Annotated in this window: 25 protein-coding genes; 6 read left to right on the top strand and 19 right to left on the bottom strand. The window is 59.9% G+C overall.

Annotation, left to right across the window (positions count from 1 at the left end; translation table 11 throughout):
* Positions 1 to 122: 122 nt before the first annotated feature.
* From QSV77_RS01740 to QSV77_RS01685, 12 genes are all read right to left on the bottom strand, one after another.
* Positions 123 to 608: a F0F1 ATP synthase subunit B gene (locus tag QSV77_RS01740; protein ID WP_004440269.1), complete on the bottom strand. Its 486-nt coding sequence runs from the start codon at positions 606 to 608 to the stop codon at positions 123 to 125.
* Position 609: 1 nt separating this feature from the next.
* A complete protein-coding gene (locus tag QSV77_RS01735) occupies positions 610 to 1,251 on the bottom strand; it encodes a F0F1 ATP synthase subunit B (protein ID WP_302732343.1) in 642 nt (213 codons plus the stop codon).
* Between the two features lie 79 nt (positions 1,252 to 1,330).
* On the bottom strand, positions 1,331 to 1,558 hold the full coding sequence (locus QSV77_RS01730; protein WP_003494147.1) for a F0F1 ATP synthase subunit C: 228 nt from the start codon (positions 1,556 to 1,558) through the stop codon (positions 1,331 to 1,333).
* Positions 1,559 to 1,630: 72 nt separating this feature from the next.
* Positions 1,631 to 2,380 (bottom strand): F0F1 ATP synthase subunit A, encoded by a 750-nt coding sequence (locus QSV77_RS01725; RefSeq protein ID WP_003494138.1) that lies wholly within the window; start codon positions 2,378 to 2,380, stop codon positions 1,631 to 1,633.
* Positions 2,381 to 2,440: 60 nt separating this feature from the next.
* Complete coding sequence (locus tag QSV77_RS01720) at positions 2,441 to 2,806, bottom strand: AtpZ/AtpI family protein (RefSeq protein ID WP_302732342.1); 366 nt, start codon at positions 2,804 to 2,806, stop codon at positions 2,441 to 2,443.
* Positions 2,807 to 3,076: 270 nt separating this feature from the next.
* Entirely contained in the window at positions 3,077 to 4,240 is a 1,164-nt protein-coding gene (locus tag QSV77_RS01715) for a cell wall hydrolase (protein ID WP_269698578.1), read from the bottom strand.
* Positions 4,241 to 4,607: 367 nt separating this feature from the next.
* A complete protein-coding gene (locus QSV77_RS01710; protein ID WP_302732341.1) occupies positions 4,608 to 6,527 on the bottom strand; it encodes a potassium transporter Kup in 1,920 nt (639 codons plus the stop codon).
* A 15-nt stretch (positions 6,528 to 6,542) separates the two neighbouring features.
* Positions 6,543 to 7,520: a magnesium transporter CorA family protein gene (locus QSV77_RS01705; protein ID WP_161991137.1), complete on the bottom strand. Its 978-nt coding sequence runs from the start codon at positions 7,518 to 7,520 to the stop codon at positions 6,543 to 6,545.
* Positions 7,521 to 7,858: 338 nt separating this feature from the next.
* Positions 7,859 to 8,986 (bottom strand): Mrp/NBP35 family ATP-binding protein, encoded by a 1,128-nt coding sequence (locus QSV77_RS01700; RefSeq protein ID WP_269698579.1) that lies wholly within the window; start codon positions 8,984 to 8,986, stop codon positions 7,859 to 7,861.
* A 129-nt stretch (positions 8,987 to 9,115) separates the two neighbouring features.
* Positions 9,116 to 10,339 (bottom strand): CmpA/NrtA family ABC transporter substrate-binding protein, encoded by a 1,224-nt coding sequence (locus QSV77_RS01695; protein ID WP_302732340.1) that lies wholly within the window; start codon positions 10,337 to 10,339, stop codon positions 9,116 to 9,118.
* Between the two features lie 78 nt (positions 10,340 to 10,417).
* Positions 10,418 to 11,158 carry a LuxR family transcriptional regulator gene (locus QSV77_RS01690; RefSeq protein WP_269698581.1) on the bottom strand — a complete coding sequence of 247 codons (741 nt, stop codon included), beginning with the start codon at positions 11,156 to 11,158 and terminating at the stop codon, positions 10,418 to 10,420.
* Positions 11,159 to 11,368: 210 nt separating this feature from the next.
* On the bottom strand, positions 11,369 to 12,238 hold the full coding sequence (locus QSV77_RS01685) for an IclR family transcriptional regulator (RefSeq protein ID WP_302732339.1): 870 nt from the start codon (positions 12,236 to 12,238) through the stop codon (positions 11,369 to 11,371).
* 70 nt (positions 12,239 to 12,308) lie between these two features.
* Here QSV77_RS01685 and QSV77_RS01680 point away from each other — a divergent pair, with 70 nt between their 5' ends.
* The 4 genes from QSV77_RS01680 to QSV77_RS01665 are packed head-to-tail and all read left to right on the top strand — an operon-like array spanning position 12,309 to position 15,541.
* Positions 12,309 to 13,091 carry an SDR family NAD(P)-dependent oxidoreductase gene (locus QSV77_RS01680; RefSeq protein WP_302732338.1) on the top strand — a complete coding sequence of 261 codons (783 nt, stop codon included), beginning with the start codon at positions 12,309 to 12,311 and terminating at the stop codon, positions 13,089 to 13,091.
* Positions 13,091 to 14,005: a 2-dehydro-3-deoxygalactonokinase gene (locus QSV77_RS01675; RefSeq protein WP_302732337.1), complete on the top strand. Its 915-nt coding sequence runs from the start codon at positions 13,091 to 13,093 to the stop codon at positions 14,003 to 14,005. Before QSV77_RS01680 ends, QSV77_RS01675 begins: the two co-directional genes overlap by 1 nt.
* Before the next feature lie 14 nt (positions 14,006 to 14,019).
* A complete protein-coding gene (locus QSV77_RS01670) occupies positions 14,020 to 14,649 on the top strand; it encodes a 2-dehydro-3-deoxy-6-phosphogalactonate aldolase (RefSeq protein ID WP_302732336.1) in 630 nt (209 codons plus the stop codon).
* Between the two features lie 4 nt (positions 14,650 to 14,653).
* Complete coding sequence (locus QSV77_RS01665; protein ID WP_302732335.1) at positions 14,654 to 15,541, top strand: SMP-30/gluconolactonase/LRE family protein; 888 nt, start codon at positions 14,654 to 14,656, stop codon at positions 15,539 to 15,541.
* A gap of 88 nt (positions 15,542 to 15,629) precedes the next feature.
* Here the strand turns inward: QSV77_RS01665 and QSV77_RS01660 are convergent, their stop codons facing one another.
* Positions 15,630 to 16,982 (bottom strand): bifunctional diguanylate cyclase/phosphodiesterase, encoded by a 1,353-nt coding sequence (locus QSV77_RS01660; protein WP_142839182.1) that lies wholly within the window; start codon positions 16,980 to 16,982, stop codon positions 15,630 to 15,632.
* Positions 16,983 to 17,122: 140 nt separating this feature from the next.
* Positions 17,123 to 18,742 (bottom strand): response regulator, encoded by a 1,620-nt coding sequence (locus QSV77_RS01655; protein ID WP_368045857.1) that lies wholly within the window; start codon positions 18,740 to 18,742, stop codon positions 17,123 to 17,125.
* A gap of 406 nt (positions 18,743 to 19,148) precedes the next feature.
* Here QSV77_RS01655 and mutL point away from each other — a divergent pair, with 406 nt between their 5' ends.
* Complete coding sequence (gene mutL / locus QSV77_RS01650) at positions 19,149 to 20,981, top strand: DNA mismatch repair endonuclease MutL (RefSeq protein ID WP_302733866.1); 1,833 nt, start codon at positions 19,149 to 19,151, stop codon at positions 20,979 to 20,981.
* Positions 20,982 to 21,132: 151 nt separating this feature from the next.
* A complete protein-coding gene (locus QSV77_RS01645) occupies positions 21,133 to 21,354 on the top strand; it encodes a DUF2093 domain-containing protein (RefSeq protein WP_142839180.1) in 222 nt (73 codons plus the stop codon).
* A gap of 201 nt (positions 21,355 to 21,555) precedes the next feature.
* On the opposite strand, the gene lpxK is transcribed toward QSV77_RS01645, so the two are convergent.
* The 5 genes from lpxK to QSV77_RS01620 all read right to left on the bottom strand — a co-directional run bounded on the left by lpxK (position 21,556) and on the right by QSV77_RS01620 (position 26,210).
* The gene (lpxK, locus tag QSV77_RS01640; RefSeq protein WP_302732333.1) at positions 21,556 to 22,602 is read right to left on the bottom strand and encodes a tetraacyldisaccharide 4'-kinase; all 1,047 of its coding nucleotides are present in this window, start codon (positions 22,600 to 22,602) and stop codon (positions 21,556 to 21,558) included.
* Between the two features lie 233 nt (positions 22,603 to 22,835).
* Positions 22,836 to 23,573 carry an HAD family hydrolase gene (locus tag QSV77_RS01635; RefSeq protein WP_142839178.1) on the bottom strand — a complete coding sequence of 246 codons (738 nt, stop codon included), beginning with the start codon at positions 23,571 to 23,573 and terminating at the stop codon, positions 22,836 to 22,838.
* Positions 23,567 to 24,889 carry a lipid IV(A) 3-deoxy-D-manno-octulosonic acid transferase gene (waaA, locus tag QSV77_RS01630; RefSeq protein WP_110757256.1) on the bottom strand — a complete coding sequence of 441 codons (1,323 nt, stop codon included), beginning with the start codon at positions 24,887 to 24,889 and terminating at the stop codon, positions 23,567 to 23,569. Before waaA ends, QSV77_RS01635 begins: the two co-directional genes overlap by 7 nt.
* Before the next feature lie 213 nt (positions 24,890 to 25,102).
* Positions 25,103 to 25,342: a DUF4170 domain-containing protein gene (locus tag QSV77_RS01625; protein WP_046800695.1), complete on the bottom strand. Its 240-nt coding sequence runs from the start codon at positions 25,340 to 25,342 to the stop codon at positions 25,103 to 25,105.
* A gap of 61 nt (positions 25,343 to 25,403) precedes the next feature.
* A complete protein-coding gene (locus QSV77_RS01620) occupies positions 25,404 to 26,210 on the bottom strand; it encodes a 3'(2'),5'-bisphosphate nucleotidase CysQ (protein WP_302732332.1) in 807 nt (268 codons plus the stop codon).
* Between the last annotated feature and the right edge of the window lie 38 nt (positions 26,211 to 26,248).

Below are 26,248 nucleotides of genomic sequence, written 5' to 3'. Positions count from 1 at the left end.
CTAAAGGAACAGCATTTCGACAGGCCTGCCGGTGCCATATTTCTAACCAATCCCTGGGGCCCAGACGAAAAAACCCCTCACGGCTCGCGCCGGAGGGGTTTTGAACAATACCGAGATAAATCTCAGTTCAGCTTCGACTTCACTTCGCCGATCGTGGCGGTGAAAAGCTTGGCCTTTGCGGCAGCCGTGGTCTTTTCGGCCAGCAGCTTCTCGGAAGCGGCAATGGCGATGTCAACGGCAGCGGCGCGGACGGCGCCGATGGCGTCTTCTTCGGCCTGCTTGATCTTCTGTTCCGACAGAGCCGTGCGGCGGGCGACGAATTCTTCCGTCTTCTGCTTGGCTTCTTCCGTCAGGGCAGCGGCTTCGCGTTCAGCGGCGGCAACGATGCCGGCGGCTTCTGCTTCGGCTTCCTTGCGCTTGCGCTGATATTCGGCCAGCAGGTGCTGGGCCTCTTCACGCAGGCGCTTGGCTTCGGCCAGCTCGTCCTGAATGTTCTGGGCGCGTTCGTCCAGAGACTTGGAGAGCATGCCCGGAACCTTGAGATAGGCGATCAGGACAAAGAAAAGGACGAGACCGACAAGAGCGAAAAATGATGCATCAAATGCCATGTCAGGCTCCCTTCACGCTAGAAGCGGCGGCGATGGCGGCCTTGACGTCGGCGTCCTTGACCTTGGCGCCAACCAGCTGGTCGACGATCGCGGTCACGGTTTCCTCGGCAATGGCGCCGACATCGGCGAAAGCCTGGTCCCGGATGCCCGCAATGCGCTTTTCGGCGGCGGCGAGCTTTTCAGCAAGTCCTGCCTCGATGGCGGCGCGGTCGGCGTCAGCCTTGGCCTTGGCGGCGTCACGTGCCGCAGAGCCGATCGAGCTTGCCTTGGCGCGGGCTGCCGCGAGTTCTTTTTCATAGGTTTCGACGGCTGCGTCAGCTTCGGTTTTCAGCCGTGCCGCTTCGTCGAGATCCTGTGCGATGCGTCCGTGACGGTTTTCGAGAATGCCGCCGACGCGCGGAACGATGACCTTCTGCATCAGCAGATAGAAAAGGCCGAACGTGATCGCCAGCCAAAGGACCTGCGATGCATAAGTAGACTGGTCGAACGGCGGGAAAACGCCGGAAGCACCGTGTTCGGCACCATGCGCTACACCGGTTTCCGTGTGCGTGGCTTCCGGTTGCGGCTGGCCAACGGCCGGAGTTTCCGTATGCGTTTCACCTACGGTCGGTGCTGACTGGGCATAAGCCTCGGTCACGAACATGCTCACCTCCAGGGGGACTGCAAATGCGAAGGATCACGGCACGCCATTCGCGGGCCGTGATCCAGACCTGATGCCGTTATCAGACAGCGAACAGGAGAAGGAGAGCAACGAGCAGCGAGAAGATGCCCAGAGCTTCCGTAACGGCGAAGCCGAATACCAGACGGCCGAACTGGCTGTCGGCAGCAGAGGGGTTGCGCAGTGCGCCGGACAGGTAATCACCGAAGATACGGCCGAGTGCGAGGGACGTACCAGCCATGCCGAGGCATGCGAGACCTGCGCCGATGTACTTTGCTGCTTCCGCTTCCATGTGAGACTCCTTGAGATATTGGTTGTTGCGGCTATTCTTGACGCCCGTTTCCGGGGCCAGCGACTTTACTTCTCAGTGACCACCATGCACGGCGTCGTTCAGGTACATGCAAGTCAGTACCGCGAACACATAAGCCTGCAGGAAGGCAACGAGAAATTCGAGAGCGGTCATTGCGACCGTCATGATGAGAGGCAGAACGGCGCCACCGATGCCGAGCGCGCCGAGCGCACCCATGGAGGCGACGAAGCCTGCGAAAACCTTGAGCGTGATGTGGCCGGCCAGCATGTTCGCAAAGAGACGAACGGAAAGGCTGATCGGACGCGACAGGAACGAGATCATTTCAATCGACGCCACAAGCGGCAAAAGCGCCTTGGGCACGCCCGAGGGGGCAAAGATGCCGAAGAAATGCAGACCGTGCTTGTAGAAACCGTAAACGACGACCGTGCCGATGACGAGGCAGGCAAGCGCGAAGGTGACGATGATCTGGCTGGTGACCGTGAAGAAATACGGGAACATGCCGAGAAGGTTTGCCGTCAGCACGAACATGAACAGCGAAAAGACGAAGGGGAAGAATACCATGCCTTTTTTGCCGGCGCCTTCGCGCAGCATGGAGGCGATGAACTCATAGGACATTTCAGCAACGGACTGCATGCGGGTCGGGATCAGACCGCGGTTCGACGTTGCGAAATAAAGGAAACCGGAAGCGGCGGCCACGGTCGCAACCATGAAAAGCGACGCATTGGTGAAGGAAAAATCGACGCCGCCAATTTCGATCGGAATGATCGGCTGCACCAAGAACTGATGGGTCGGATCGTTTGCCACCGGCTGCCCTCTTTACCTGTCGCCGCGCTTGGCGGCATCTCAACTGCAAGAAAAAACAGCTTAAACGCCGTCTTTTCCACCCTCGTCTCGCCTGCCCGCCTTCTCCAGCAACGGCGGCTTGGCCACCGCACCCGTCGAGCGCAACACATTCAATACGCCTGCGCAGAAACCAAGAAGGAGAAGAACGATCATCCCCCACGGCGTCGTGCCGGCAAAATAGTCCAGAAGATAACCCAGCATAGCGCCGACCACGATGGCCGAAATGAACTCCGATGAGAGCTTGACCGCCATCGCAAAACCTTTCCGGTTTTCCGCAGCGTTGGTCTCCGCCCTCACTTCCGCCTCATCCTCCGCTTTCACCTTTGCCAACTCATCAGCAAGGCGTTTGCGACGCTCGTCCAGACTATCGTCACGGTTGCCAGTCATCTTAAAATCCCACCCATTTTCTCCGTTCCAGCCATGCCAGAACCCTTTGGAGTTGTAAACGGTGACGGATTAAGCCTGTTCCAGCCCGCTCTGAAGTCGCGCGCAACATAGTTTTAGGGGCTTCTCTAGTCAAGGCACTGAGGCAGCTTGTTTCAGCACAAATTAATCATTGAAAAACAATAGCTTGATGCCAAATCACCGTTTGGCGGCGATGTTTCGCGAGGGAATCGGCATTTTTGACACGCAAAATGCGACGAATTGGCGGTGGTATCAGCTCCAGCCGCCACCATAGGTACGGTAAAACACGTGCAGACCGATGCGGCCAACCTTCTTCATGGACTTGCCCCAGGCGGGGCGAACATAAACGGCGTGATAATGCGTAGCGGAACCCACCTCGTTCAGCCAGATCTTGCCGGCGGTGGTGGCCATGGCCACTTCGCGCGCCATTTTCCAATGGCGTTCGGAATTCACGCGGTCCTTGATATTGTCGCAGGCAAAGGAAAACTGGCAGCGGTTGCGCCAGTCCTTATTCTGATAGACCACGCCGCAGATGGTTTTCGGATAGGCCGGGTTACGCACGCGGTTGAGGATGACCTGCGCCACCGCTGCCTGTCCCTTGACCGATTCTCCGCGCGCTTCGAAATAGATGCCGGATGCCAGGCACTGCTGTTCGGCTGCGGAAAAAACCTCGGCCGGCAGCGGGGTCGCCGCCCAGGCATGGTCTTCCGGGCTGATCTGCGGCACAAAGCGGCCAGCTTCCGGTTTTTTGAGAATGGCGTCGAAGGGCGATTCGCGGGCAAAGTCAGGCGCGGCCGGCGCGTAGGCCGTGGCGAGAATATCCGGGGTACGGTTGGTGATGAGTTCCGCCAACATCGGCGACACACTCTTGTCCACCTTCTTTTCATCGCGGCGGAAATAGAAGGAGGCGAGTTCAACATCCTTGCCGCGCTTCGGCTTCACGAAAGCCGTGCGGTCCTTGCGCTTCAGCGGCTCTATATCCAGCATGCTGGTGCGTTGAAGGACGGAGCCGGCGGTGAAAGCCTTTGGCGGCTGCATGATTTCGGTGGCGACGATGCGGCCCTTCTTGGCGGCGCGATTGACACGCTCGCTGTCCGGCGTCGTGGCCTCGCCCTTCTTGTTGGTGACGAAGGCGACCTTGCTGCCATTCGGCAGGGTCATGCCGCTGCCATGCAGCGCCGCCTCGCCTGCCGCATCATTAAAAGTGAGCGAGGCATTGTGCACCGACCCCGCCGGAGAGGCCGTCAGCACCATGCGCCATTGTTCGCCGCCATTGTCCAACCCGGCCAAGAGCGAGGCCAGATCCGCACGCGCGGCGAGAGAAGGAAAGACGAGCCAGGCGGCAAGGCCGAAGACGACGGGTGAGGCCCATCTGGAGGTCCATGCCTGAAGGGACGCGGAGGACCGACGACGCATTACACTTTTCGAACGCAAAACCAGCACTCCGAACACCGACAACCATATTTGCTACAGGTGTTGAAGAATCTCTTATTAACCTTGATGCTTGGTTAACGCGGCGAGCGGACGTGGCTTCACGTTAATGTGTGCGCGCCTTCTAATGCGCATGGCGTGGAGTCGAGTTCGCATGTGCCGATCATAAATGTCCCGCAGGCCATCTCCACATCCGTCGTTCCGGCCTCGAGCCGGAATCCGGCCGAAGCGCGCCGGCGCGGTGTAAAGACCCCTTTTCAGCCCAAGGAGTTGGGCTGGCTGGATACCGGCTCAAGGCCGGTATGACGGAAAGAAGGAGGCCGCTCAGCTAACTGAAGGCATGCCCGCGTCATCACACGACGACGTGAGAACCCAGTTCCACCACACGGTTGGCCGGAAGGCGAAAATAATCCGACGGGTCGGCGGCAGTTTCGGCAAGGGCGATGAACAGGCGGTTCTGCCAGCCCGGCATGCCGGACTTCGGATCCGGCACCAGCTTGCGGCGGCCAAGGTAAAATGAGGTCGACATGATGTCGAACTTGTAGCCGGTGCGTCTCAGATAACCCAGCGCCTGGGTGACGTTCTGGGTTTCCATGAAGCCGAAATGCAGTTCCACCACCGCGAAACGATCACTGAGTTTCGTCAGCGTGTACCTGTTCTCCGGTCGAACGCGGGGCTGGTCTTCAGTGCGGATCGTCAGGATGACGTTCTTGTCATGCAGGACGTGGTTATGCTTGAGATTGTGCAGCAATGCCGCCGGGGCGGCTTCCGGATCGCCGGTCAGGAAAATCGCGGTGCCGGGCACGCGCACCGGCGCATGGGCGCTTTCCTTTTCCACCGAGGCGACGAAAGCCTTCAGCGGCACGTCGCTGCGGCGGGTCTTGGCAAAGAGAATCTTCGAACCGCGCTGCCAGGTGGTCATGATAATGGTGAAGGCGATCGCCAGCATCACCGGCACGTAGCCGCCATCATGAATCTTGAGCAGGTTCGCGCCGAGGAACACCAGTTCCAGCAGCAGCAGCGGTGCCAGCACGGCAAGGGCCAGCCAGACCGACCATTGCCAGCGCTTGCGCACGAATTCGAAGAACATCAGGCTGGTGACGACCATCGCGCCGGTGACGGAAATACCATAGGCGGTGGCCAGCGCATCGGAACTCTTGAAGGTGAGCACCAGCGCGACGACGCCGAACAGCAGGATGGTGTTGACGGCCGGCAGATAGATCTGCCCGGTATTGGTTTCAGACGTGAAGAGGATCTCCATGCGCGGCAGGTAGCCGAGATGGATGGCCTGACGCACCAGCGAAAACGCGCCTGTGATGACCGCCTGACTGGCGATAATGGTGGCGGCGGTGGCCAGAATGACGGCCGGCAGGATCGCCCATTGCGGGAACATAAGATAAAACGGATTGGACATCGCCGCCGGGTCTTTGAGCACCAGCGCCCCCTGGCCTAGATAATTCAACGTCAAAGCCGGGAAAACCAGACAAAACCATGCCCACTGGATGGGGCGGCGGCCGAAATGGCCAAGATCGGCATAAAGCGCTTCGGCACCGGTGATCGTCAGGAAGACCGCGCCGAGCACGACGATGCCGTAAAAGCCTTCATTGGCCAGAAACTCCACCGCATGCCACGGGTTGAAAGCAAAAAGAATGCCGAAATCATCGGCGATATGAATGAGGCCGGCGAGACCCATGACGAGGAACCAGACCGCCGTGATCGGCCCGAAGAATTTCGCCACCGTTCCCGTGCCGTGCGACTGGATGGCGAAGAGGCCGATAAGAATGCAGACGGAAATCGGAATAATAAAGTCATCCATGGCCGGCGTGACGAGCTTCAGACCTTCCACCGCTGAGAGCACCGACAGCGCCGGCGTGATCATCGCATCGCCCAGGAACAGGGCGGCACCGATGAGGCCGAGCACGATGAGAACGCCGCGATGGGTGCCTGCCGTCTTCATCAGCAGCGCCAGCAGCGACAGCGTGCCACCTTCGCCGTCATTGTCGGCGCGCAGCAGCAGCGTGATATATTTGAACGTCACGATGATCGTCAGGGCCCAGATCATCAGCGAGGTCAGGCCGATGACCTCTTCCCGCGTCACGCCATCATAGGCGATCGGCCGCAGGGCTTCGCGGAAGGCGTAAAGCGGGCTGGTGCCGATATCGCCATAAACGACACCGATCGAACCAAGGATCGCGGCGTAAAGCCCCTTGTTCTGATGTTTGTCATCCGCGTCCGGTTTCTCGGCAACGTCCTTATCGACGATTTGAGACATGATGATCCTGGCTCCTTAGAGCCAGCCCTTCCAACGAAAAAAGAGAAACGGAATGATTGCGGACATCAGCATGATGACGAGCGCGAGTGGATAACCAAATGTCCAGTTCAACTCCGGCATGAGCTGAAAGTTCATTCCATAAACCGAGGCCACCAGCGTTGGCGGCAGGAACACCACCGAAGCGATGGAGAAAATCTTGATGATGCCGTTCTGCTCGATATTGATGATGCCGAGAGAGGCATCCAGCAGAAACGTCAGATTGCCGGAAACGAAGGCGGCATGTTCGTTCAGCGACTGGATATCGCGGCCGATCGACTTGCCCTGTTCCCGCGCTTCCTTATCCCCGCGCGCCTGATCGCTGGTGGAGAGGAAGGTCTGCAGCCGCGCCAGCGATGCGAGGCTGACGCGGACCTTGGAGATCAGCCGGTGATAGGCGGCGATGTTGGTAAGACGGTCTTCGAGATAACGCGGCGCCTTGCGTTTGGAACGTGCCTGGCTGCCGAGTATGTCGGCGGCGAGATTGTCGATGCCGGTGACCGAATTTTCGAGAATTTCCGCCGTGCGGTCGACGATGGTTTCCAAGAGCTTCAGAAGCAGGGCCGTGCCGCTGCGCATTTCGTGCGGCACGCGGGTGATGGCGGCGATGAAGAGGTGGAAGGATTTCGGCTCGGCATAACGGATCGTCACGAGACGTTTGCCGGCAAGAATGAAAGCGACATCCGTGAGGCGCGGATCGTCCGAATCCGCCTTCCACACCAGAGAGGCGGTCATGAAGACATTGCCGTCTTCCATATACAGGCGGCTGGAGGGTTCGATATCCTTCAGATCCTCACGGGTGGGCAGATCGAGCCCCAGCAGTTTTTCCACATGCTGCTCTTCCGCCCTGTCGGGATTGACAATGTCGATCCAGACGATGTCGTCGGGAATCTGTCCGGAGCCGTCGTCTGGCGACAGGCTGATCGCCTCGCAATTGGCGCGGTAGGCTTTTATCAATCCGCTTCTCCGGTCCACATCGCAAGCTTCAGCCGCAATGCTGCTTAACATATCCTGTTTGCGGTCGGCAAACCTTTGGACAACACTTCAGGGCACGCCGGAACGAGCGGGATTTTATATCTCGCCAGCCCGATGGACCAAGAGCCAAACGGCGCAGGCGTATGCGCCCAAAGCGAGATGCAATCAAGCAATATTTTTTCTCGACAGCATTGCAGGCGAAGCATTTCTCGGTGTTCACATCCAGAAAACTTGCCTGATACTGACGATTAATCTTCTGTTTTAAAAAGACTATTCAATACCGAGAAACGCTTTTTCGGTTTATGCCGAAAGCCGTTGCGTTATTCGAAAACGATCTTCGGCGCGGCTTTTCTCTCACCCGCACCGATGCGCGCCCAGACTTTTTCGGCGATATCGCGATAGATCGCGGCCTGCGGACCATCCGGCTCGGCGACGACAACAGGCGTGCCGGCATCCGACATTTCACGGATGGAGATGGTGAGCGGCACTTCGCCGAGGAACGGCACGCCGATCCGCTCGGCTTCGGCCTTCGCGCCGCCATGGCCGAAAATATCGTAGCGCGCGCCGGTATCCGGGGCGATGAAGTAGCTCATGTTCTCGATGACGCCGAGCAGCGGCACTTCCACCTTGCGGAACATGGTGATGCCCTTGCGCGCATCGATCAGCGCCAGATCCTGCGGCGTGGAGACGATGACGGCGCCGGCAAGCGGCACCTGCTGGGCGATGGTCAGCTGTGCGTCGCCCGTGCCGGGCGGCATGTCCAGCACCAGCACGTCGAGTTCGCCCCAGGCAACTTCGCGCAGCATCTGCATCAGGGCGGACTGCACCATCGGTCCACGCCAGATCATCGCCGCTTCCTCATCCACCAGGAAGCCCATGGACATGACCTTCAGCCCGTAATTTTCCATGGGAAGGATGATGCGGTCTTCCTGCTGCTGCGGGCGGCCGGAAATCTTCAGGAGTTTGGGAATAGAAGGACCGTAAATATCGGCATCGAGCATACCGACCTTGAGGCCAAGCGCCTGCAGACCAAGCGCCAGATTGACTGATGTCGTGGACTTGCCGACCCCGCCCTTGCCAGAGGCGACGGCGATGATGGCGCCGACACCCGGCACGCCCACCTTGGAGGAGCGCGGCTGCGCAGCCGGGCGGCCGGTTGCAGCGGCGGGGCGCGGCGGCTGTTGCTGCTGGCCGGGCTTGCGATCCGCCGTCAGCGCGACCACGGCGCCGACAATGCCCGGAACGCCCCTCGCCGCCTTTTCAGCGGCAAGCCGCAACGGCTCCATCTCCTGCGCCTTGTCGGAGGGAACGGTAATCGAAAAATAGGCTTTCGCATCGGCGATGAAGATTTCCGAGACCATGCCGAGCGCCACGATGCTTTTGCCGCTGCCGGGATAGATGACGGCTTCCAGAGCCTTTTCCACCTGGTTCTTGCTGACGTCTGCCATTGTCTTACTCCGTATACGTGGTCCGGCTGGATATGGGCACTCTTCCGCGCCATCCATAGACAAGCGGGAGCGCTTCGCCAATGCCAAAGCGCAAACAGGAGAGATTAGCGACGATTAACCGCTGCCATTTCAGATTTCGTCGTCCATATCGAGCGTTTCAGGATCAAAGACCCGGCCGTCGAAAAAACAGTCCGGGCCGAGGACGAGGCCCGTGCGCGACGCGCCGACATGCACCTGCTCCCTGAGCGTGCCTTCGAGTTTCAGGTTGGCGCCCGGCACCGGCACGAAAAGCGGCTTCATCGCCTTGCGGAAAATATCCGGCCGATAGGCGTTGCGCGCGGCCTCCACCACGGCCGCGTCGAACCGACATTCTGCGGGAACCTCGCCCCAACGCAACATCTGGCTGAAGAACCACAACGCCTGGCTCTGCCACGGAAAATTTGCGGCTTTGGCGCTGGTCACGAAAAACTCCTGAAAACGCCGCATGTCCCTCTGCGAAGTGGAAATATAGCCCGTCAGCGCCGGCAGCAGGAACTCGCCGTTCTCGTCCATATAATGAGGGGCGGCGAGGATACCCGTCAGTTCCTCGATATTGGCGGAATTGGCGCACCATTCGCCGGCGCGGTAGAGCGCTCGCAGCAGCCCTTCCAGCAGGGTGGCGTTTTCCTCAGTCCACTGCCGCTTCCCGGCCAGTATCTTTTCCGGCGCATTTTGCCAGATCAGCGCCCCGGTCGTAACAATCCGCCCGGCGCCGCCCAGCACCACGGCGCTGCCCGCCGGTTCGGCGGTACAGAGCGCATCGACCTTGCCGTTTTCCAGCAGGCCGGGCATGGCTTTCGGCAGGGCTTCGACGATTTCCATGTCCCGGCCGAGCAGCACACCGCAGCTTCCAAGCAGATAACGCAACATATAAAACGGTGTGGACACGATATCCTCGACCGCAAAGACCGGCGGGTTTTTACCTGCAGCACGGCGTGCCGCGCAGACGCGGGCCATGGCCCGCCCGAAGGCCGCAGGGTCCGGAAGCTTCAAACCTTCACGGTAAAGCTCGTCGTAAAATTCGTGCGAAACGGTGGTTGCCGATCCGCCGAGGGAAAGTGTGAAAACGCCGATAATATCGGCCGGCAGCTCATCAAGGCCGACTGCGGAACCGACCGGCACCGGAGCGGGCAGATGGGCTATGTGAACCTCATCCTCGGCAAGCGCGGTCAAGACACCGCGTGCGGATTGTTTTCGGACGAGTTGCAGTTCTATGCCTTCATCGGCAGCAAAGCCTTTTTCGGCAGCGACTATCAGCACGGCGCAATCGACAGTCGGAGAAAATCCCGCTTTTACCTTATGCCGCTCCGGCAAACGATTTCTCCTTTCCGGTGATTCGAAAGAAGGATCGCCCAGGAAAGGGTTTATCACAATGATAAAATTACGATTTCGCTATTTTATCAAACCAACCCGCAGCGCCTTGGCGACGGCCTGGGTGCGGTTGACCGTATCGAGTTTTTTCGTCGCGCGGTTGAGGTAATGATTGATCGTATGTTCCGACAACATCATGATTTCAGCGATTTCGGCGCTGGTTTTTCCGGCCGCCGTCCAGTTCAGACAGTCGATCTCGCGCTCGCTCAATGTTTCGGGAACCCTGAGATCAAGACGACGGATTTCCGATAGCCGGGCAAAGACATGGCTGGAAATGTAAAACAGTTCCGCCAGCCGGCTTGCCGGCAAGATCGTCTTGTTGCCGGAGAAAGACACCGCGCCCCGGGTTGTGGTGATATCGTGAACGGGAAACCATACGGAGTTGATCATCTCAAACCGCTCGAACAGGCCGATCACGTTCTTTTTGGCGATCGGTTCGTTACCTCCATCCAGAAAATCCATGGCAACGGAAAAGGGTACCGTCGATTTTTTAAGCTGTGCCATCACCTTGCTGTTCTGAAGCATGCCCTCTTCGTCGTAACGCTGCAGAAGCTCGGCCGGCCAGCTGGTGATGATGGTATATTGCGACAGCTCGCTCGCCAGTTCGGATGACAGGTCAAGCACCATGAAGGCCCTGAACTCCCAGGCCTCCGTCAACCGTTTCAAGAACCGGAATATGTCGAATTGCGTGTTCAGGCCGGCGATCTCGCGAACGCAATCAACACCAATCGCCTGAACGGCGGCCGTCTCTGTTTTCTGCATGAAAGCTGTTCTTCGAGAATGAGAAATACCGCCGCAAAGGCCACCTTTGCCCGGAAATTGCCGGGGATGTTACTCACCAAAATGATTCATGCAAACAAAAGTTGAAAACTTAATTCAGAATAGTCGAAAATAAGATTTAACTCGCGCAATTTGACGCCAGACCCGTCTACCAGGTCGCGAAATTCGACGCAGCAGCGCCCGCTTTTTTCCTCAACCATCGGCAACCGGCGATAACCGGCAGGCAAGCTCCGCTGAAATTTTATCAGCGGTTTCGCGCACCAGCGGCGCCCATTTGTAAAGCTGTTCCACATTCACGCGATAGGCGGGACCGGTGACGGAAATCGCCGCGAGGAAATTGCGTCCCGGCGCATGGACCGGCGCGGCGGCGCAATGAATGCCGATCTCGTGTTCCTGAAGGTCGAAACCGTAACCTTGCACGCGGATGGCCGACACATCCGTTATGAGCGCCTCCGGCGCTACGATCGTGTTTTCCGTGAAGCGGTGGAACTCCAGCCCGGCGGCGAGGTTTGCCAGCGCATCAGCAGACAGCAGGGACAGCGCCGCCTTGCCAACGCCCGTGCAATAGGCCGGCGAGGTCTTGCCGACCTGCGAATGCATGCGCAGGGTATGTCTGCCCTCGATCTTGTCGAGATAGGTGACCTGCCCGCCATTCAGAACGGCGAGATGCACGGATTCCTGCGTCACCTCCTGCAACGCCGCCAGATGCGGCGCGGCGACGCTGCGCAGATCATTGCCGCTCCAGGCTTTGGCCGCAAATTGCAACAATCTCAGGCCGACAGCATAGGTCTGGTCGTTGGCATGGTCGATCAGGCCTTCGGCGAGAAGATGGGCGAGCTGGCGGTGGACCGTGCCGCGCGGCTGGCCACTTGCCTCTACCACATCGGTAAAACGCATCGGTTTTTCCGCAAAGGCGATAAGCTCCAGAAGCGAGACGGCCTTTCCAAGTGTGCCGGTCTCGCTTTCCGTTTTTCGGGCGTGACCGGGAACGGGCTCATGCTGTTGAGCATTGGGGGCTTTATTATCGGGCATGGCAACATCCACCGTCATCTGCCTTGACATAAGTGTGACGCCAAGAGAATAATTCCATTTAGTAAAATCTAGTTCCATATATTGGAACAATCAAGCCCTCATGGATGAGACGATGTCGATGACGCAAGCCCAATTTCCCGACCTCAAGGATGCGGGCGTGCTCATTACCGGCGGCGGCTCCGGCATTGGGGCATCGCTGGTGGAAGCCTTCGCGATGCAGGGGGCGAAGGTCGCCTTCATCGACATCGCCGAGGAGCCCAGCGCCGCACTTGTCCAGCGGCTCGCAGGGGTGGCTCCCCATCCGGTGCATTTTTTCAAGACCGACTTGAGCGACATTCCCGCAATCGGGCGGACGGTGGATGCGGCAGCCTCCGCTACCGGCGGCATCAAGGTGCTGGTCAACAATGCCGCCTGGGATGACCGCCACGACATCGACACGGTGACGGAAGCCTATTGGGATGCCAATCAGGCCGTCAATCTCAAACAGATGTTCTTCACCGTTCAGGCCGCGCTGCCCTATCTCAGACAGGCGAAGAACGCATCCATCGTCAATTTTTCATCCATCTCATTTCTGCTGAACATGGGTGAACTACCCTCCTATGCGGCGGCCAAGGCAGGCATTATCGGACTGACGAAGAGCCTTGCCGGCAGGCTGGGGCCTGACAATATCCGCGTCAACACGCTCCTGCCCGGCATGATCGTCACGGAGCGGCAGAAAGACCTGTGGCTGACCGACGACGGCATCGCCGCAACCACGGCGCGGCAATGTCTCAAGCGCACGCTCGTCGCCGCCGATCTGGTCGGGCCGAGCCTGTTTCTCGCATCCTCAGCATCAAGCGCCATCACGGCGCAATCCATCATCGTAGACGGAGGCCTTCTATAATGTCCGAACCCGCTTTTATCGCCGTCGACTGGGGCACGACCAGTTTCCGGCTCTGGCTTCTGAGCCGTTCTGGCGCTGTTCTGGCTGAGCGCAGAAGCGCGGAAGGCATGACGACCGCCATGCGTACCGGCTTTGCCGAGGTGCTGCAATCGCATCTCGATGCCATCGGCGCACCTGACAATCTACCGGTTCTGGTCTGCGGCATGGCGGGGGCTCGGCAAGGCTGGGTCGAGGCCGGTTACATCGACGTGCCGGCGTCGCTTTCAGCGGTTCTTGACGGCGCGGTCCGCGTGCCGGGTCAGGCGCGGGATGTCCGCATTCTGCCGGGGTTGGCGCAGCGGGATAAAAATGCACCCGACGTGATGCGTGGTGAAGAAACGCAGTTGCTCGGCGCACTCGCCTCCACTGATGCCGGTGAAAAGCTGGTCTGCATGCCGGGCACCCATTCCAAATGGGTGACGGTCAAAGGCGGCGACGTGACCGGCTTTGCCACCTTCATGACCGGCGAACTGTTCGAAGTCATCTCCAGGCAGACGATCCTTTCGCATGCGGTGGCCGAAGCTGATGCCTTCACCGGTGAACACGAGACCTTCAGGGCTGCCGTGCGCGACATCTACGCCAATCCGCAGCTCGCCACCAACCGGCTGTTTACCCTGCGCTCCGGGCAATTGCTGCATGGCCTCACCGCGACCGATGCCAAGGCCAAGCTTTCCGGCATCATGATCGGGCTGGAAATTGCCGGCGCGCATTCCAATGCGCGGCGGGACACGCCTGTCGTGCTGATCGGCTCCGGCGCGCTCGGTGCGCTTTACGAAGGCGCCTTCACGGCCCTCGATATCCAATATACGGTCATCGATGCAGACGAGGCCGTGCGGCGCGGATTGCTGGCCGCCGCCAATACCATCTGGTCATAAAAGAAAGACCCACCATGCGTATCCCCTTCCCTGCCATGAAATATCCGCTAGTCGCCATCCTGCGCGGTCTGAAACCCGAGGAAACCGAGGGCGTCGTCGGCGCACTGATCGAGACCGGCTTCCGCGCCATCGAAATTCCGCTCAATTCGCCCGATCCGTTCCGCTCGATCGAAATCGCCGCGAAGATGGCGCCTGCCGATTGCCTGATCGGCGCCGGCACGGTGCTGAGCGTAGAAGACGTGGAGGCACTGGATGCCGCCGGCGGCAAGCTGATGGTCAGCCCCAATGCCGATGCCGAAGTGATCATCGCCGCACGCGTCAAGGGCATGGTGACGATGCCCGGCGTTCTCACGCCCACCGAAGCGCTGGTTGCCGCAAAGGCCGGTGCGACGGGGCTGAAATTCTTTCCCGCCAGCATCATCGGACCGGCCGGCATCAATGCTATCAGGACGATCCTGCCGAAGGACCTCATCATTGCCGCCGTCGGTGGCGTCTCGGACAGGAATTTCGCCGAATATACTTCGGCCGGCATTACCGCTTTCGGGCTTGGGACCAGCCTCTACAAGCCGGGCATGACGGCGGCCGAGGTGCGCGAGCGCGCTACCGTCACGCTATCGGCCTATGACGCAGCCATCGGAGGATAAGAGCTTGGCAACTGTTTTTCCCTTTGCCGGACATGTGCTTGACGAAACGCCGATGATGCTTGGCGAAGGCCCGACCTTCGACCCTGCGACAGGCACCGCCTGGTGGTTCAACATCGTCGAGCGCGAGTTGCACGAGCTGCATTTCGCTTCCGGCCGCAAGACGGTGTACGCTCTGCCCTTCATGGGCAGCGCGCTGGCCAAGGTCAGCGAACATAAACAGTTGATCGCCTCCGATGACGGGCTTTTCCTGCGCGATACGGCAACCGGCGTGCTGACATTGCATGCGGAACTGGAAAAGGACCTGCCCGGCAACCGTTCCAATGACGGGCGCATGCACCCCTGCGGCGCGCTCTGGATCGGCACCATGGGCCGGAAGGCGGAGACAGGCGCCGGCAGCATCTATCACGTCGCCCGGGGAACCGTGACTAAGCTGTTTGCCGAAGTCAGCATCCCCAACTCGATCTGCTTTTCACCCGATGGCGCGACGGGATATTACGTCGATACCAAGGTGAACAGGCTGATGCGGGTGCCGCTCGACGCTGAGACCGGCCTTCCCACTGGCAGGGCCGAGGTGTTCATCGATTCCGCCGGCGTCGAAGGTGGTATTGACGGGTCGGTCTGCGATGCCGAAGGGCATATCTGGAATGCTCGCTGGGGCATCGGGGCGGTCGATCGCTACGATACGGACGGCAATCACCTCGCCCGATATGAAGTACCTGCGGGCCAGACGACCTGCCCGGCCTTCATCGGCCCCGACGCATCGCGCCTTCTCGTCACCTCCGCACGGGAAAATCTGGACGCGGACGCCCTTGCCGCCAATCCGCAGCATGGCCTGACCTTCGATCTCGGTATCGACGTCAAGGGCAGGTTCGAGCCGCTTTACCGGTTGTGAAGCGAGGTACATGCCGCTCTCTCCTCATTCCTGTGCCTGTCACAGGAATGAGGGTTGTGGGGAAACGTCACCGCCAGACCGCATCGCTTCAGGGAATATCCGACAGGATTTCGCGATAATTTTCGTGCAGATATCGCTGGGTCGCGGCGGCATCGGCGGGGCGGCCGTAGAAATAACCCTGCCCCATGGCGCAGCCAAGCGCGCGCAGCTTTTCCTCTTCCACCTGCTCCTCGATGCCTTCGGCCACCACTTCAAGATCAAGTCCGTCACACATGGCGACGATGGCCTTGATGATGTGTTCCGAAGGGCGGTCGCTGCTGATGCGCGAGACGAAGGCGCGGTCGATCTTGACCTTGTCGAAGGTGAAATCGCGCAGGCGGCCGAGGCTCGACTGCCCGGTGCCGAAATCATCGAGCGAAATGCGAACACCGGCACTCTGCAATTCGCTGATGATGCGCTGCGCGGTATCGGCGGACGTCATGACGGCCGTTTCGGTGATTTCAAGCTCCAGCCGGTGCGGGTCGAGGCCGACACGGGCCAGAATGGAGAGAATATTGTCCGCCGTACTCGGGTCCATCAATTGCGCGGAAGACAGGTTGAAGGACAAAAACAGCTCACGCGGCCAGAACAGGGCGGCTTCCGCCGCCTTTCGCAGCAGGGCTTCCGACAGCGCGTCGATGAAACCCCGTTCTTCGGCGAGCGGCACGAAGACGGCCGGCGAAACAAAGCCGAGATCGGGATCGTTCCAGCGGGCCAGCGCCTCGAAGCCGATGACCTTCGCCTCTTCCAGCCGGACGATGGGCTGGAAATGCACATCGATCGCATCGGTGATGATGGCGTTTCGCAAGGCCTGCTCCAGCTGGGTGGCGCGCTTCATTTCCTGCGCGATCTCGCGCGAATAGACCGTTATCTGACCACGTCCGCGCCGCTTGGAGCGATAAAGCGCCGTCTCGGCGCTTTTCAGCAGATCCTCGAAGTCATCGCCGGCAAAGGGATAGATGGCAAAACCGAAAGAGGAGGAAAGCCGGACGTTACGATCGCCGAGATCGTAAGGGGCCGAGAGCACGTCCTTGATCATGTTGCCGATGCGCTCCGCACCGGTGCGCTCAAACACCAGCGGCAGCACGAAGGCGAATTCGTCGCCATCATGGCGCGTCACGACCGCGCCATCGGGAATGCAGGCCTTCAGCCGGTGCGCCACCTGACACAGGATTTCATCGCCCGCCTGAACACCGAAAAGATCGTTGATGGGTTTGAAACCGTCTATATTGGCGATGCCGACGGTGAACGGCGCGGGGTCGCTGGAGCGTTCGCTTGCCAGCATACGGATCTTGTCCCGCAGACGGTAACGGTTGCCGAGCCCCGTCAGAGGGTCGCTGTAAGCCATGGCCTGCAGCTCGTTCTGGCTGACCTGCAACGATTGCGGTTCTGCCCGTTTCATTCCTGCATCTCGTTAATCCTGTGTGAACGCGCTCACAATGCAGGGCAAGTATTAAAAAAACCATAGAGCCGCGAACCAAAAATGCGGCGGCATTTTCGGAAAGTCTACCGCTCGGGAAAAACGGCCCATTTGTTGGGCTTTCAGGCCTGCAGCCGCACCGCATCCGTGCCAAAAAGACGCAGGAAAACTGCCTCGACCATGTCAGGGCTGACGGGTTTCAGCAGCATGTCGTTCATTCCGGACGCCATGCATTTGTCGAGATCGCCCTCGAAGGCGTGGGTAATGACCCCGACGATGGGAATGTTCTCGTCCCCGGCCAGTTCCCGCATGCGGCGGGCAACCTCGAAACCGTCGATATCGGCGAGTGTCGTGTCGAGCAGGACGACGGAGGGCGCCTGCTGCGCAAAAAGCTGCAAGGCTTCCTCACCCGAGGTGGCAAGCCGCCACGAAAGCCCAAGGCCTTCGAGTATCTGCGAAAAGACGATCTGGTTGACCCGGTTGTCCTCAACGAGAAGTATCTCGCCGACGCCGCCCGTCTTGAGGACCCTGGGCAGGTCCTCGGTCATGATTTCCCAGTCTTCCTCCGTCGATTTCTCGCCAGGAGACGATCTGAGACCAACGGCGACGTAATGCAGCAGCGATGCATCGATTTCCTCTTCCTCGATGGTGACGACCGGCAGGTCATGCGCAGCAGCGATATCGAGACATGCGACGCTCATCTGGGAATCGACGACGACGACATCGATTCCAACGCCGGCGGAGATGGCGATATCGATGAATGCCTGCTGCTCTTCCTCGCTCGTCACCGCCGCATGATCCATGCCGCCCGCGGTCAACCGGCGGCCGGCGGCTTCGGCGAAACGCACGCTTTCGGAGACGACCAGCACCGCCTTGCTTTTCAGCAGGTCTTTGGCCGGCGCGTCATCCTCGTCCTTTCCATAGGTGGAGGCGACGAAGGCGACATGTTCGAGCGAGGGGATAATGGGCCTGCCGCTTGCATCGACGGTGGCAAGTGCGGTGACATCCTCCATCGTCGTCACCAGAAAATGCCGGCCCGGGCGGCCCACACGCTGTTTGCGGGTAATCGTCAGCACTTCCTCGCCGTTTATGCGTCTCACTCTTTCGGGAATGAGGCTCGGCGTGCCGCTGTCCATTACCGCCCGGTCAGCCGCATCGATCTGCGCTGCGACCTTGCGTGAATGCAGATCGAAAACCGTCTTGCCGAGAATGCTCTCCGCACTGGTTTCAACCATGGTGCAGGCGGATTTGTTCACGGCCGCATAGGCCATGTTGCGGTCCTTGACCAAAACGGGGAATGGCAGATTGTCGAGGATGTCCTCGATCAGCTGCACCCGTTCAAGGTCGATGCGCCACTGTTCTTCCCTTTTCTTCTGTTCGGAAATATCGGCGACGACGCTGATGCCAAGCCCGGAAGGCAGGCGGTTCATGACGAAACGCAGAAAGCGCTCCCCCTTCAGCCGTTCGGTCTTTTCCGACCTTTCCTTCCAGTGCAGCGCCAGCCGCTCGCCGATCCATTCGTCCCGCCCGAGCTGGCGCGCATTGGCGGCGAGGTTTTCCGTCTCCAGCAGATAACAATCGTAAAGCGCGCTCAGATAGTCGCGCAGCCGCGCACCGGGACCGACAACGGCCTCTTCCAGCGGGAAAAAATTCAAGAGTTTCCGGCTTGCGAAAATAATGTGATCGTTACGGTCGTAAACGACGATCGCCGCGCCAAGCGCGTCGCAAAGGGCATCAAGCATCACCGTATGAACGCCCGCGCCAGAGGACGCCAAATCACTCAACTGCAAACTCCCGCCTGTTAATGGGTCAGGCTTATGTTTCTATTGGAATCGTTCTGGGCAGATGCCGGGATGAAACGACAAATTCCGATAAAGAGACATCAGGGTTCGCCACTTGAAGCAGTCTTGAGGAGAAGATGACGTTCACCCAAAGTCGACGTCACACACCACCCGGAAAGGGGGGCCTCTTGCCTGCGGTCATTTCAAGCCGCCCCACCATAATCAAGGCCGATTAAAAGCGGATTAACGCTTACCCAGATGTTGACGGAAATGATCAAATGCGCGGAAGTCCACAAAACATGTGCAAATTGCCGCAATTGGCGTTTTTTGCTTTCGAAGCCATGGCGAATCCGCGAAAATGACGATCATGGCCATCAAGCAGCTTTCAGAAACCCTCATCAACCAGATCGCCGCCGGCGAGGTCATCGAAAGACCGTCCAGCGCCACGAAGGAACTGGTGGAAAATGCAATCGATGCCGGCGCGACCCGGATCGAGATCGCCACGGCGGGCGGTGGCAAGGGGCTGGTGCGCATTACCGATAACGGCTCCGGCATGTCACCCACCGATCTGGAGCTTGCGGTGAGGCGCCATTGCACCTCGAAAATATCCACGACGCTGGATGATATTCGCACGCTTGGATTCCGCGGCGAGGCGCTGCCCTCCATCGGCTCGGTCGCCAAGCTTTCGATCACCAGCCGTCAACAGGGCGCGGAACAGGGTTCGGTGATTTCGGTTACCGGCGGCAAAGTTTCGGAGGTGCGGCCCGCCGCCTCGAATGCCGGCACTATCGTCGAGGTGCGCGACCTGTTCTTTGCCACACCCGCGCGGCTGAAATTCCTGAAGACGGAACGGGCGGAGGCGGCCGCCATTACCGAGGTCGTCAAGCGGATGGCGATCGCCTTTCCGTATATCCGCTTCGTATTATCAGGCACCGACCGCTCGACGCTCGAAATCCCCTCGACCGGCGATGACCATCTCGCCCGCATGGCGCAGATTCTCGGTGCAGACTTCAAGGACAACGCCATCGAGATCGATGCCGGACGCGAGGATGTGACGCTGACCGGTTTCGCTGGGGTGCCGACCTTCAACCGCGGCAACTCGGCGCATCAATATGTCTTCGTCAACGGCCGCCCGGTGCAGGACAAGCTGCTTTTATCCGCCATTCGCGGTGCCTATGCCGAAACCGTGCCGCATGGGCGATATCCGGTTGCGGTGCTGTCCATCACGCTCGACCCCGCTTTTGTCGATGTGAATGTGCATCCGGCGAAATCCGACGTACGTTTCCGCGATCCCGGCCTCATTCGCGGGCTGATCGTCGGCGCGATCCGCCAGGCGCTGACGCGTGACGGTGACAGGGCAGCGACGACGGGCGCGAGCCAGATGATGAACGCCTTTCGTCCCGGCTACAGCCCGTCCGGCCTGCGGCCCTCGCCTTCCATGCCGGCTTCCGCGCCATGGTCTGCCGCCACATCCCCGTCGAGGCCGCTCGCCGTTTCCGGAAACATGCAATTTGCAGAAGCGGTGCAATCGCGCTTTTCCGACATCACCATGCCGACGGCGCGGTCCGAACCGCGTGAGACCTATGAGCCTTCCGCAAGCCCTACACCGGAGCCGGTACTGTATCCGCTTGGAGCGGCACGGGCGCAGCTGCACGAGAACTACATCATCGCGCAGACGGAAAATGGCCTCGTCATTGTCGACCAACATGCCGCACATGAACGGCTGGTATTCGAGGAAATGCGCAATGCCCTGCATTCCCGGCGTCCGCCGTCGCAGGTGCTGCTAATCCCTGAAATCATCGATCTGCCCGAGGAAGACTGCGACCGGCTGATGGATCATGCGGCCGGGTTCGACGCGCTGGGGCTTGTCATCGAGCGGTTCGGGCCGGGCGCTGTTGCGGTTCGGGAAACGCCGGCCATGCTGGGCGAGGTCAATGTGCAGGGGCTGGTGCGCCAGCTTGCAGACGAGATTGCCGAATGGGACGCCGCCTCCACGCTTGCCAACAAGCTGGAATATGTCGCGGCCACCATGGCCTGCCACGGTTCCGTGCGCTCCGGCCGGCGCATGCGGCCGGAGGAAATGAACGCGCTTCTGCGGCAGATGGAAAACACTCCGGGTTCGGGACAGTGCAATCACGGCCGCCCGACCTATATCGAACTGAAACTTTCCGATATAGAACGGCTCTTCGGCCGAAGCTGACGTGTTCACCCAGCCGCAAGCGGCCGGGGCTGGCCTTGTGCCGCGCCGAACGATATAAATCTAGGACATTGGAGCATCCGGATTGTTCAGGAAAACGCTACGCCGTTTCGGACTGGGTGCGCTGACAGGACAGAGCAGGAGACGAAAACGGATGAACAGATTTGAAGGAGGCGGCAACCGTCTCGCCGTCATCGAATATCTCGACGGAGACTTCCGGATCGTGCAAACCGGCTCACATGTCGTCTGTGCCATCACCGCCCAGACCATTCCGCTCGACGAATTGCGCTACTGGAGCGTGGCGCGGCAGGAGGCCTATGTGGACGCGGCCGCTTCGCTCGCGGCTGAGCAGAAGGCTGGCAATCTGCCGGCATGAGCCGGAAACGGCGTACTGACGCGTTTCCATGTTAAGCGGCTTTCTCAGCAGCAGTTGCAGAGACGACTGACACCCTCACTCGACGTCATCCTCGGCCTTGTGCCGAGGATCTGCTAATGTCTCATAAGTCGATAGGTTGCAGATGCTCGGGACAGGCCCGAGCATGACGGAGGAGAGGTTTCCGGACCTTGCCGACAACCTCTAAAATGACGACCGCGCATTTTCCCGCAGCAGGCGGGCGCGGCAATGCTGGATCGCGGCATCGATGATCGTTGAGGCCGCATTGGGGTCGTCGAACACCATGTCGATCTCGATAACCTGGCTGTTCCACAGCAGTTCCTCTGCCCGACCGTGATGCCCATTGAGACGCACGGCATCCTTGGCCGTCGTCACCAGCTGCAAATTCTCCTTGCCCGCATCCTGCAGGAGATCCGCCACCTCGTCGTCGCTGAAATGATGATGGTCCGGGAAGGAGCGCTGCTGCACGATGTCGCCGCCAAGCGCCTCGACGGTGCGATAAAACTTGGCCGGATCGGCGATGCCGGCATAGGCCAGCACGCGCTTTCCCCTGAAATCCTGCGGCTCCTGCGGCGTAATCGCCGCAACGAAGACGGGTTTGGCAGCCTTTGCCGCCTGCCTTATCAGTGGATCGGCCGCATGGCCGTTGCCCACCTTTAAAAGGCCGGTCATCTGCCGCATCTGTTCGACAAGCGGCGCACGCACCGGGCCGCCTGGCACAAGATGGCCATTGCCGATGCCACGCATCGTATCAATGACAACAAGCGCATAGTCCAGCGTCAGGCGGGCGCTCTGGAAACCATCATCCATGATGATGAGATCGACACCCTCTTTCACCAGCCGGTGAGCCCCTTCCACGCGTCGGCGCGAAATCACCGTCACCGCCTCGCGCGCCAGAAGCAGCGGCTCATCGCCGACATCGGCGGAGCGATGGTGCTGCGGATCAACAAGGGTGGTGACATCAAGCGTGCCGCCATAACCGCGGCTGAGGAAACCGGGTTTGAGGCCTTTAGCGGTAGCAGCCCGGGCGATTGCCATCGCTGTCGGTGTCTTGCCCGCTCCGCCTACAGTGAAATTGCCGATGCAGATCACTGGAACGGACACGCTTGCCCGCTTTGCCGTCCGCATCCGCCGTCCGGCGATCTTGCCGTAGAGAAGCGAGAAAGGCGACAGGAGCCATGCCTGCCAGCCCGCTTTCTGCCACCAGAATGGCGGCGCTTCAGAAACCATCTATGCCCGCTCCCGGCCGCGTCGCCCACGGCATTCGTTCGGATGTTATACGTCAGGGGTTGTTTGCCAGAAAAAACCGTAAATTGCAAAAAAGCTCTCCGTCATTCCGGCCTCAAGCCGGAATCCATCCGGCGCGCGTCTGCGCGGCGGGAAGAGTCTTTTTTCAGCCCAAGGACTTGGGCTGTCTGGATTCCCGCTCGAGGCCGGAATGACGGAAGAGATGGGGGGCCTTCTTAAACAACCCGTTCCGGCAGCAGCGCCTCAAGCCCGGTAATGTCATCAAAGCAATAATGCGCATCCGCACCGAGGCTTTCGCGTGAACCGGTTCCCGTCAGAACGGCGATGCGCAGGCCCGCCCCCGCATTTTTCGCCATATGCAGATCGTGGTTATTGTCGCCGACAACAGCCACACGTTCCGGCGGAAATCCGATCGCCTCGCAGAAACCGAGAACCATGCCGGGCTGCGGCTTGGTGCCGTAACCGCTGTCATAACCCGCGACGAAATCGACATCGCTCTCGAAACCGAAGCGGATGGCCGTCTGGCGGATGGAATTTTCATTGTCGCTGGAGGCGATGCCGAGCTTGTAGCCGCGTGCCTTCAGCCTTGCGAAAAACGCCTTGAGATCGGTGACGGGCACGGATTTATCGGCGGCCTCGGTGAAAAGCCGGTCGAGGCGCTGCGTCAGTTCGACAACATCGCAGGGCGAGCCGGCGGCGACCAGACCGGCGGCGATTTCCGCCGTGTTGCCGGCGGCGAGCAGGCTGTCCGGCACCACGTGGCCGGTGATCGGGTCCATGCCGCAAGCGATGAGAAGCCGGTCGGCAAGTGCCGCGTCGCCCTTGGCAGCGATCGCCGCAAGTTCGCGGTTCACCGGTCCCCAGCTGGCGTCATAACCTAAAAGGGTTCCGTCCTTGTCGAAAAGCACAGCGGCGATCGACGGCGTCGCATCAACTTCGATATCCGCTACCATGAACCGATGGCACTCCGCGGTTGCAGCTTGGCCGAAACGGTAAGCGGGTTGATATAGGGTTCCAGCGCCTTGACGGTGGAGGACAGCGCGCCGCGCATATCCTGAATGACCCGGTTGCCGGCATCGATCATCTTGTAACGCTCATTGTCGTTGACCAGCAGATAATGCACCGCCTTGGCCAGCATCTCCACATCACGGATGATACGACCGCCGCCGGCGCGGATGAGCTTCTGATAGGCCTCGCGGAAATTCTGCACATGCGCGCCCGACAATACGGCGCAGCCGAGCATGGCCGGCTCCAGCGGGTTTTGCCCGCCTTCCGCCGTGAGCGACCGGCCGACAAAGGCAAGCTCGGTCAGCCGCAGGTAAAGCCCCATTTCGCCGATGGAATCGCCAAGGAAAATATCGGTTTCCGGCGTGATCACGTCGTTGCGGCTACGGCGCGCCACCGTCAGTCCCATGCCCTTCAGCATGGCTTCCACATCATCGCCACGCTCGGGATGGCGCGGCACGATGATGGTCAACTGGCCGTTACGCGACTTGATCGCCGCATGCACGGTGGCGGCGGCCTTTTCTTCGCCGTCGAAGGTGGAGATCGCCGCCCAGGTCTTGCGATTGCCGACCTGCTTGCGATAGGTCTCCAGCAGCGCCTCGTCACAGGGCGGCGGGTCGGTATCACCCTTGAGATTACCCGATATCACCACCGGCCAGGAGCCGAGATCGCGGAAGCGTTCGGCATCCAGATCAGATTGCGCAACCACCAGCGCCAGCTTGGAAAACAGCGATTCCGCAATATCGTGACGGTTTTTCCAGCGGTCGAAGGAACGGTCGGACAGACGGGCATTGACCCGGATCTGCGGAATATGCCGGCGCTCAAGCTCCATCATCGTCACCGGCCAGATTTCCGATTCGGCTGTTATGGCAGCATCCGGCGCCCAATACGTGAGGAAGCGGTTGACCGCGATCTTGATGTCGAGCGGCACATATTGGTGGATCACATCGTCGCCAAGCCGCGTACGGGTCAGTTCGGCCGAGGTAACGGTGCCGGTGGTCAGCAGCACGAAAATATCGCGTTTGCGGATTTCGCGGATCAGCGGAATGAGGGCAAGTGTTTCGCCCACGCTTGCGGCATGGAACCAGACGAGCGGCCCACGCGGGCGCTCGGCGCTGGCATAACCGAAACGTTCGAAGCGGCGGCGCTTGTCTTCCTTGCCCTTCGCAGCCCGATAGGAAAGATAGGGTCGGGCAAAAGGATAGGCGGCGATACCGGCAATCCGGTAACCCGAAAGAGCGAAACGTGCGATACGGCTGCTCATGACATTCTGCCCTTGATCATTCCGCGCAAAGCCTGCCCCTGTTCTTGTTGTTGTCGCCGCCTACTTCTTCTTAAATTGCGTCATTTTTTATCATCGGAAACGAAAGCGCGATCACATTTTCTCGTGCCGGAGCTACCGGCCTGCGTTGAACGGCAGGAATCACGGAAAAGCTCGCCTTCACCCAATAGTATTACAACGCAAGGGCAAAAGGACTCAATTTTTGTCGTCGGGATTGAGAAGACGGTGCATATGCACGATAAAATAACGCATATGGGCATTATCGACCGTCATCTGCGCCTTGGACTTCCATGCCGTAAGGGCAGAAGCATAGTCCGGGTAGATGCCGACGATATCGAGCGCATTCAAATCCCGGAACTGAACATCCTGAAGGTTTTCAAGTTCGCCGCCGAAGACGAGGTGCAGCAGCTGTTTCGGTTTGCCGGATTCCGTCATGTCTTTATCTCTTTCTTAAACGCTGAGAGAGGCCCTCATCTGCGGGATTTCCGGGCAAACGTCAACCGTCGGAAACGTGTGAAAACGCTTTCAAAAGTGCGGGCAGCGCATAATCTGCTGCGGCGCACAATGCGGGGTGGTTCACCTCCCGGCGATTATACATCAGAGGTTTTCCATCGAGGCCGACAAGCTGCCCGCCTGCCCTTTCCAGAATGAGGTCGGCAGCCGCCAGATCCCACTCGTGGGAATTGGCCTTGACCAGCGTCCCGTCGATACGGCCATCCGCCACCATGGCCAGCCGGTAGGCGAGCGAAGGCACATGCGGAATGCGCTTGACGCCGGCGCGCACCTCCTCCGGCAGATAAGCGATCACATCTTCGGGCGCCGCCAGATGGAAGATGCCGGCATTTCCGCGCGCGACGGAAATGGCCTGGCCGTTCTTCAGCGCCTCGCCGCCTTCAATCGCCGTGAATTCCTCGGCAAGCGCCGGGGCAACAAGGACCGCAACGACCGGCCGCCCCTCATGCACCACCGCAACACTGACACACCAGGTATCCCGGCCGCCAATGAAGGCGCGTGTCCCGTCGATCGGATCAACGACGAAAACGGTGGAGCGGGACAGCCTGTCGGCATCGTCATCCGTCTCTTCCGAAAGCCAGCCATAATCCGGCCGGGCGGAACGCAGGATGGTTTCGAGAATTTCGTTGGCGGCGTAATCGGCCGCGCTGACCGGCGAAAGCCCGCCATTCTTCCACCAGACCTCGGGGTCCTTGCGGAAGAAACCGAGAGCCGTCTCGCCCGCCTTGCGCGCGGCTTCAAGCACCAGCCGCAAATCGGAGGCCCAGCGGGCCTCAGCCATATCGTTCATTTTGCCGTCTTTTCCGCGCGCCTCAAACGGCGCGCCTG

Origin of the sequence: Agrobacterium sp. V1 (genome assembly GCF_030518355.1) — a bacterium.
GTDB lineage: Bacteria > Pseudomonadota > Alphaproteobacteria > Rhizobiales > Rhizobiaceae > Agrobacterium > Agrobacterium cucumeris.
The sequence above is the reverse complement of the archived record's forward strand: the minus strand, read 5'-3'. Positions and strand labels throughout refer to the sequence as shown.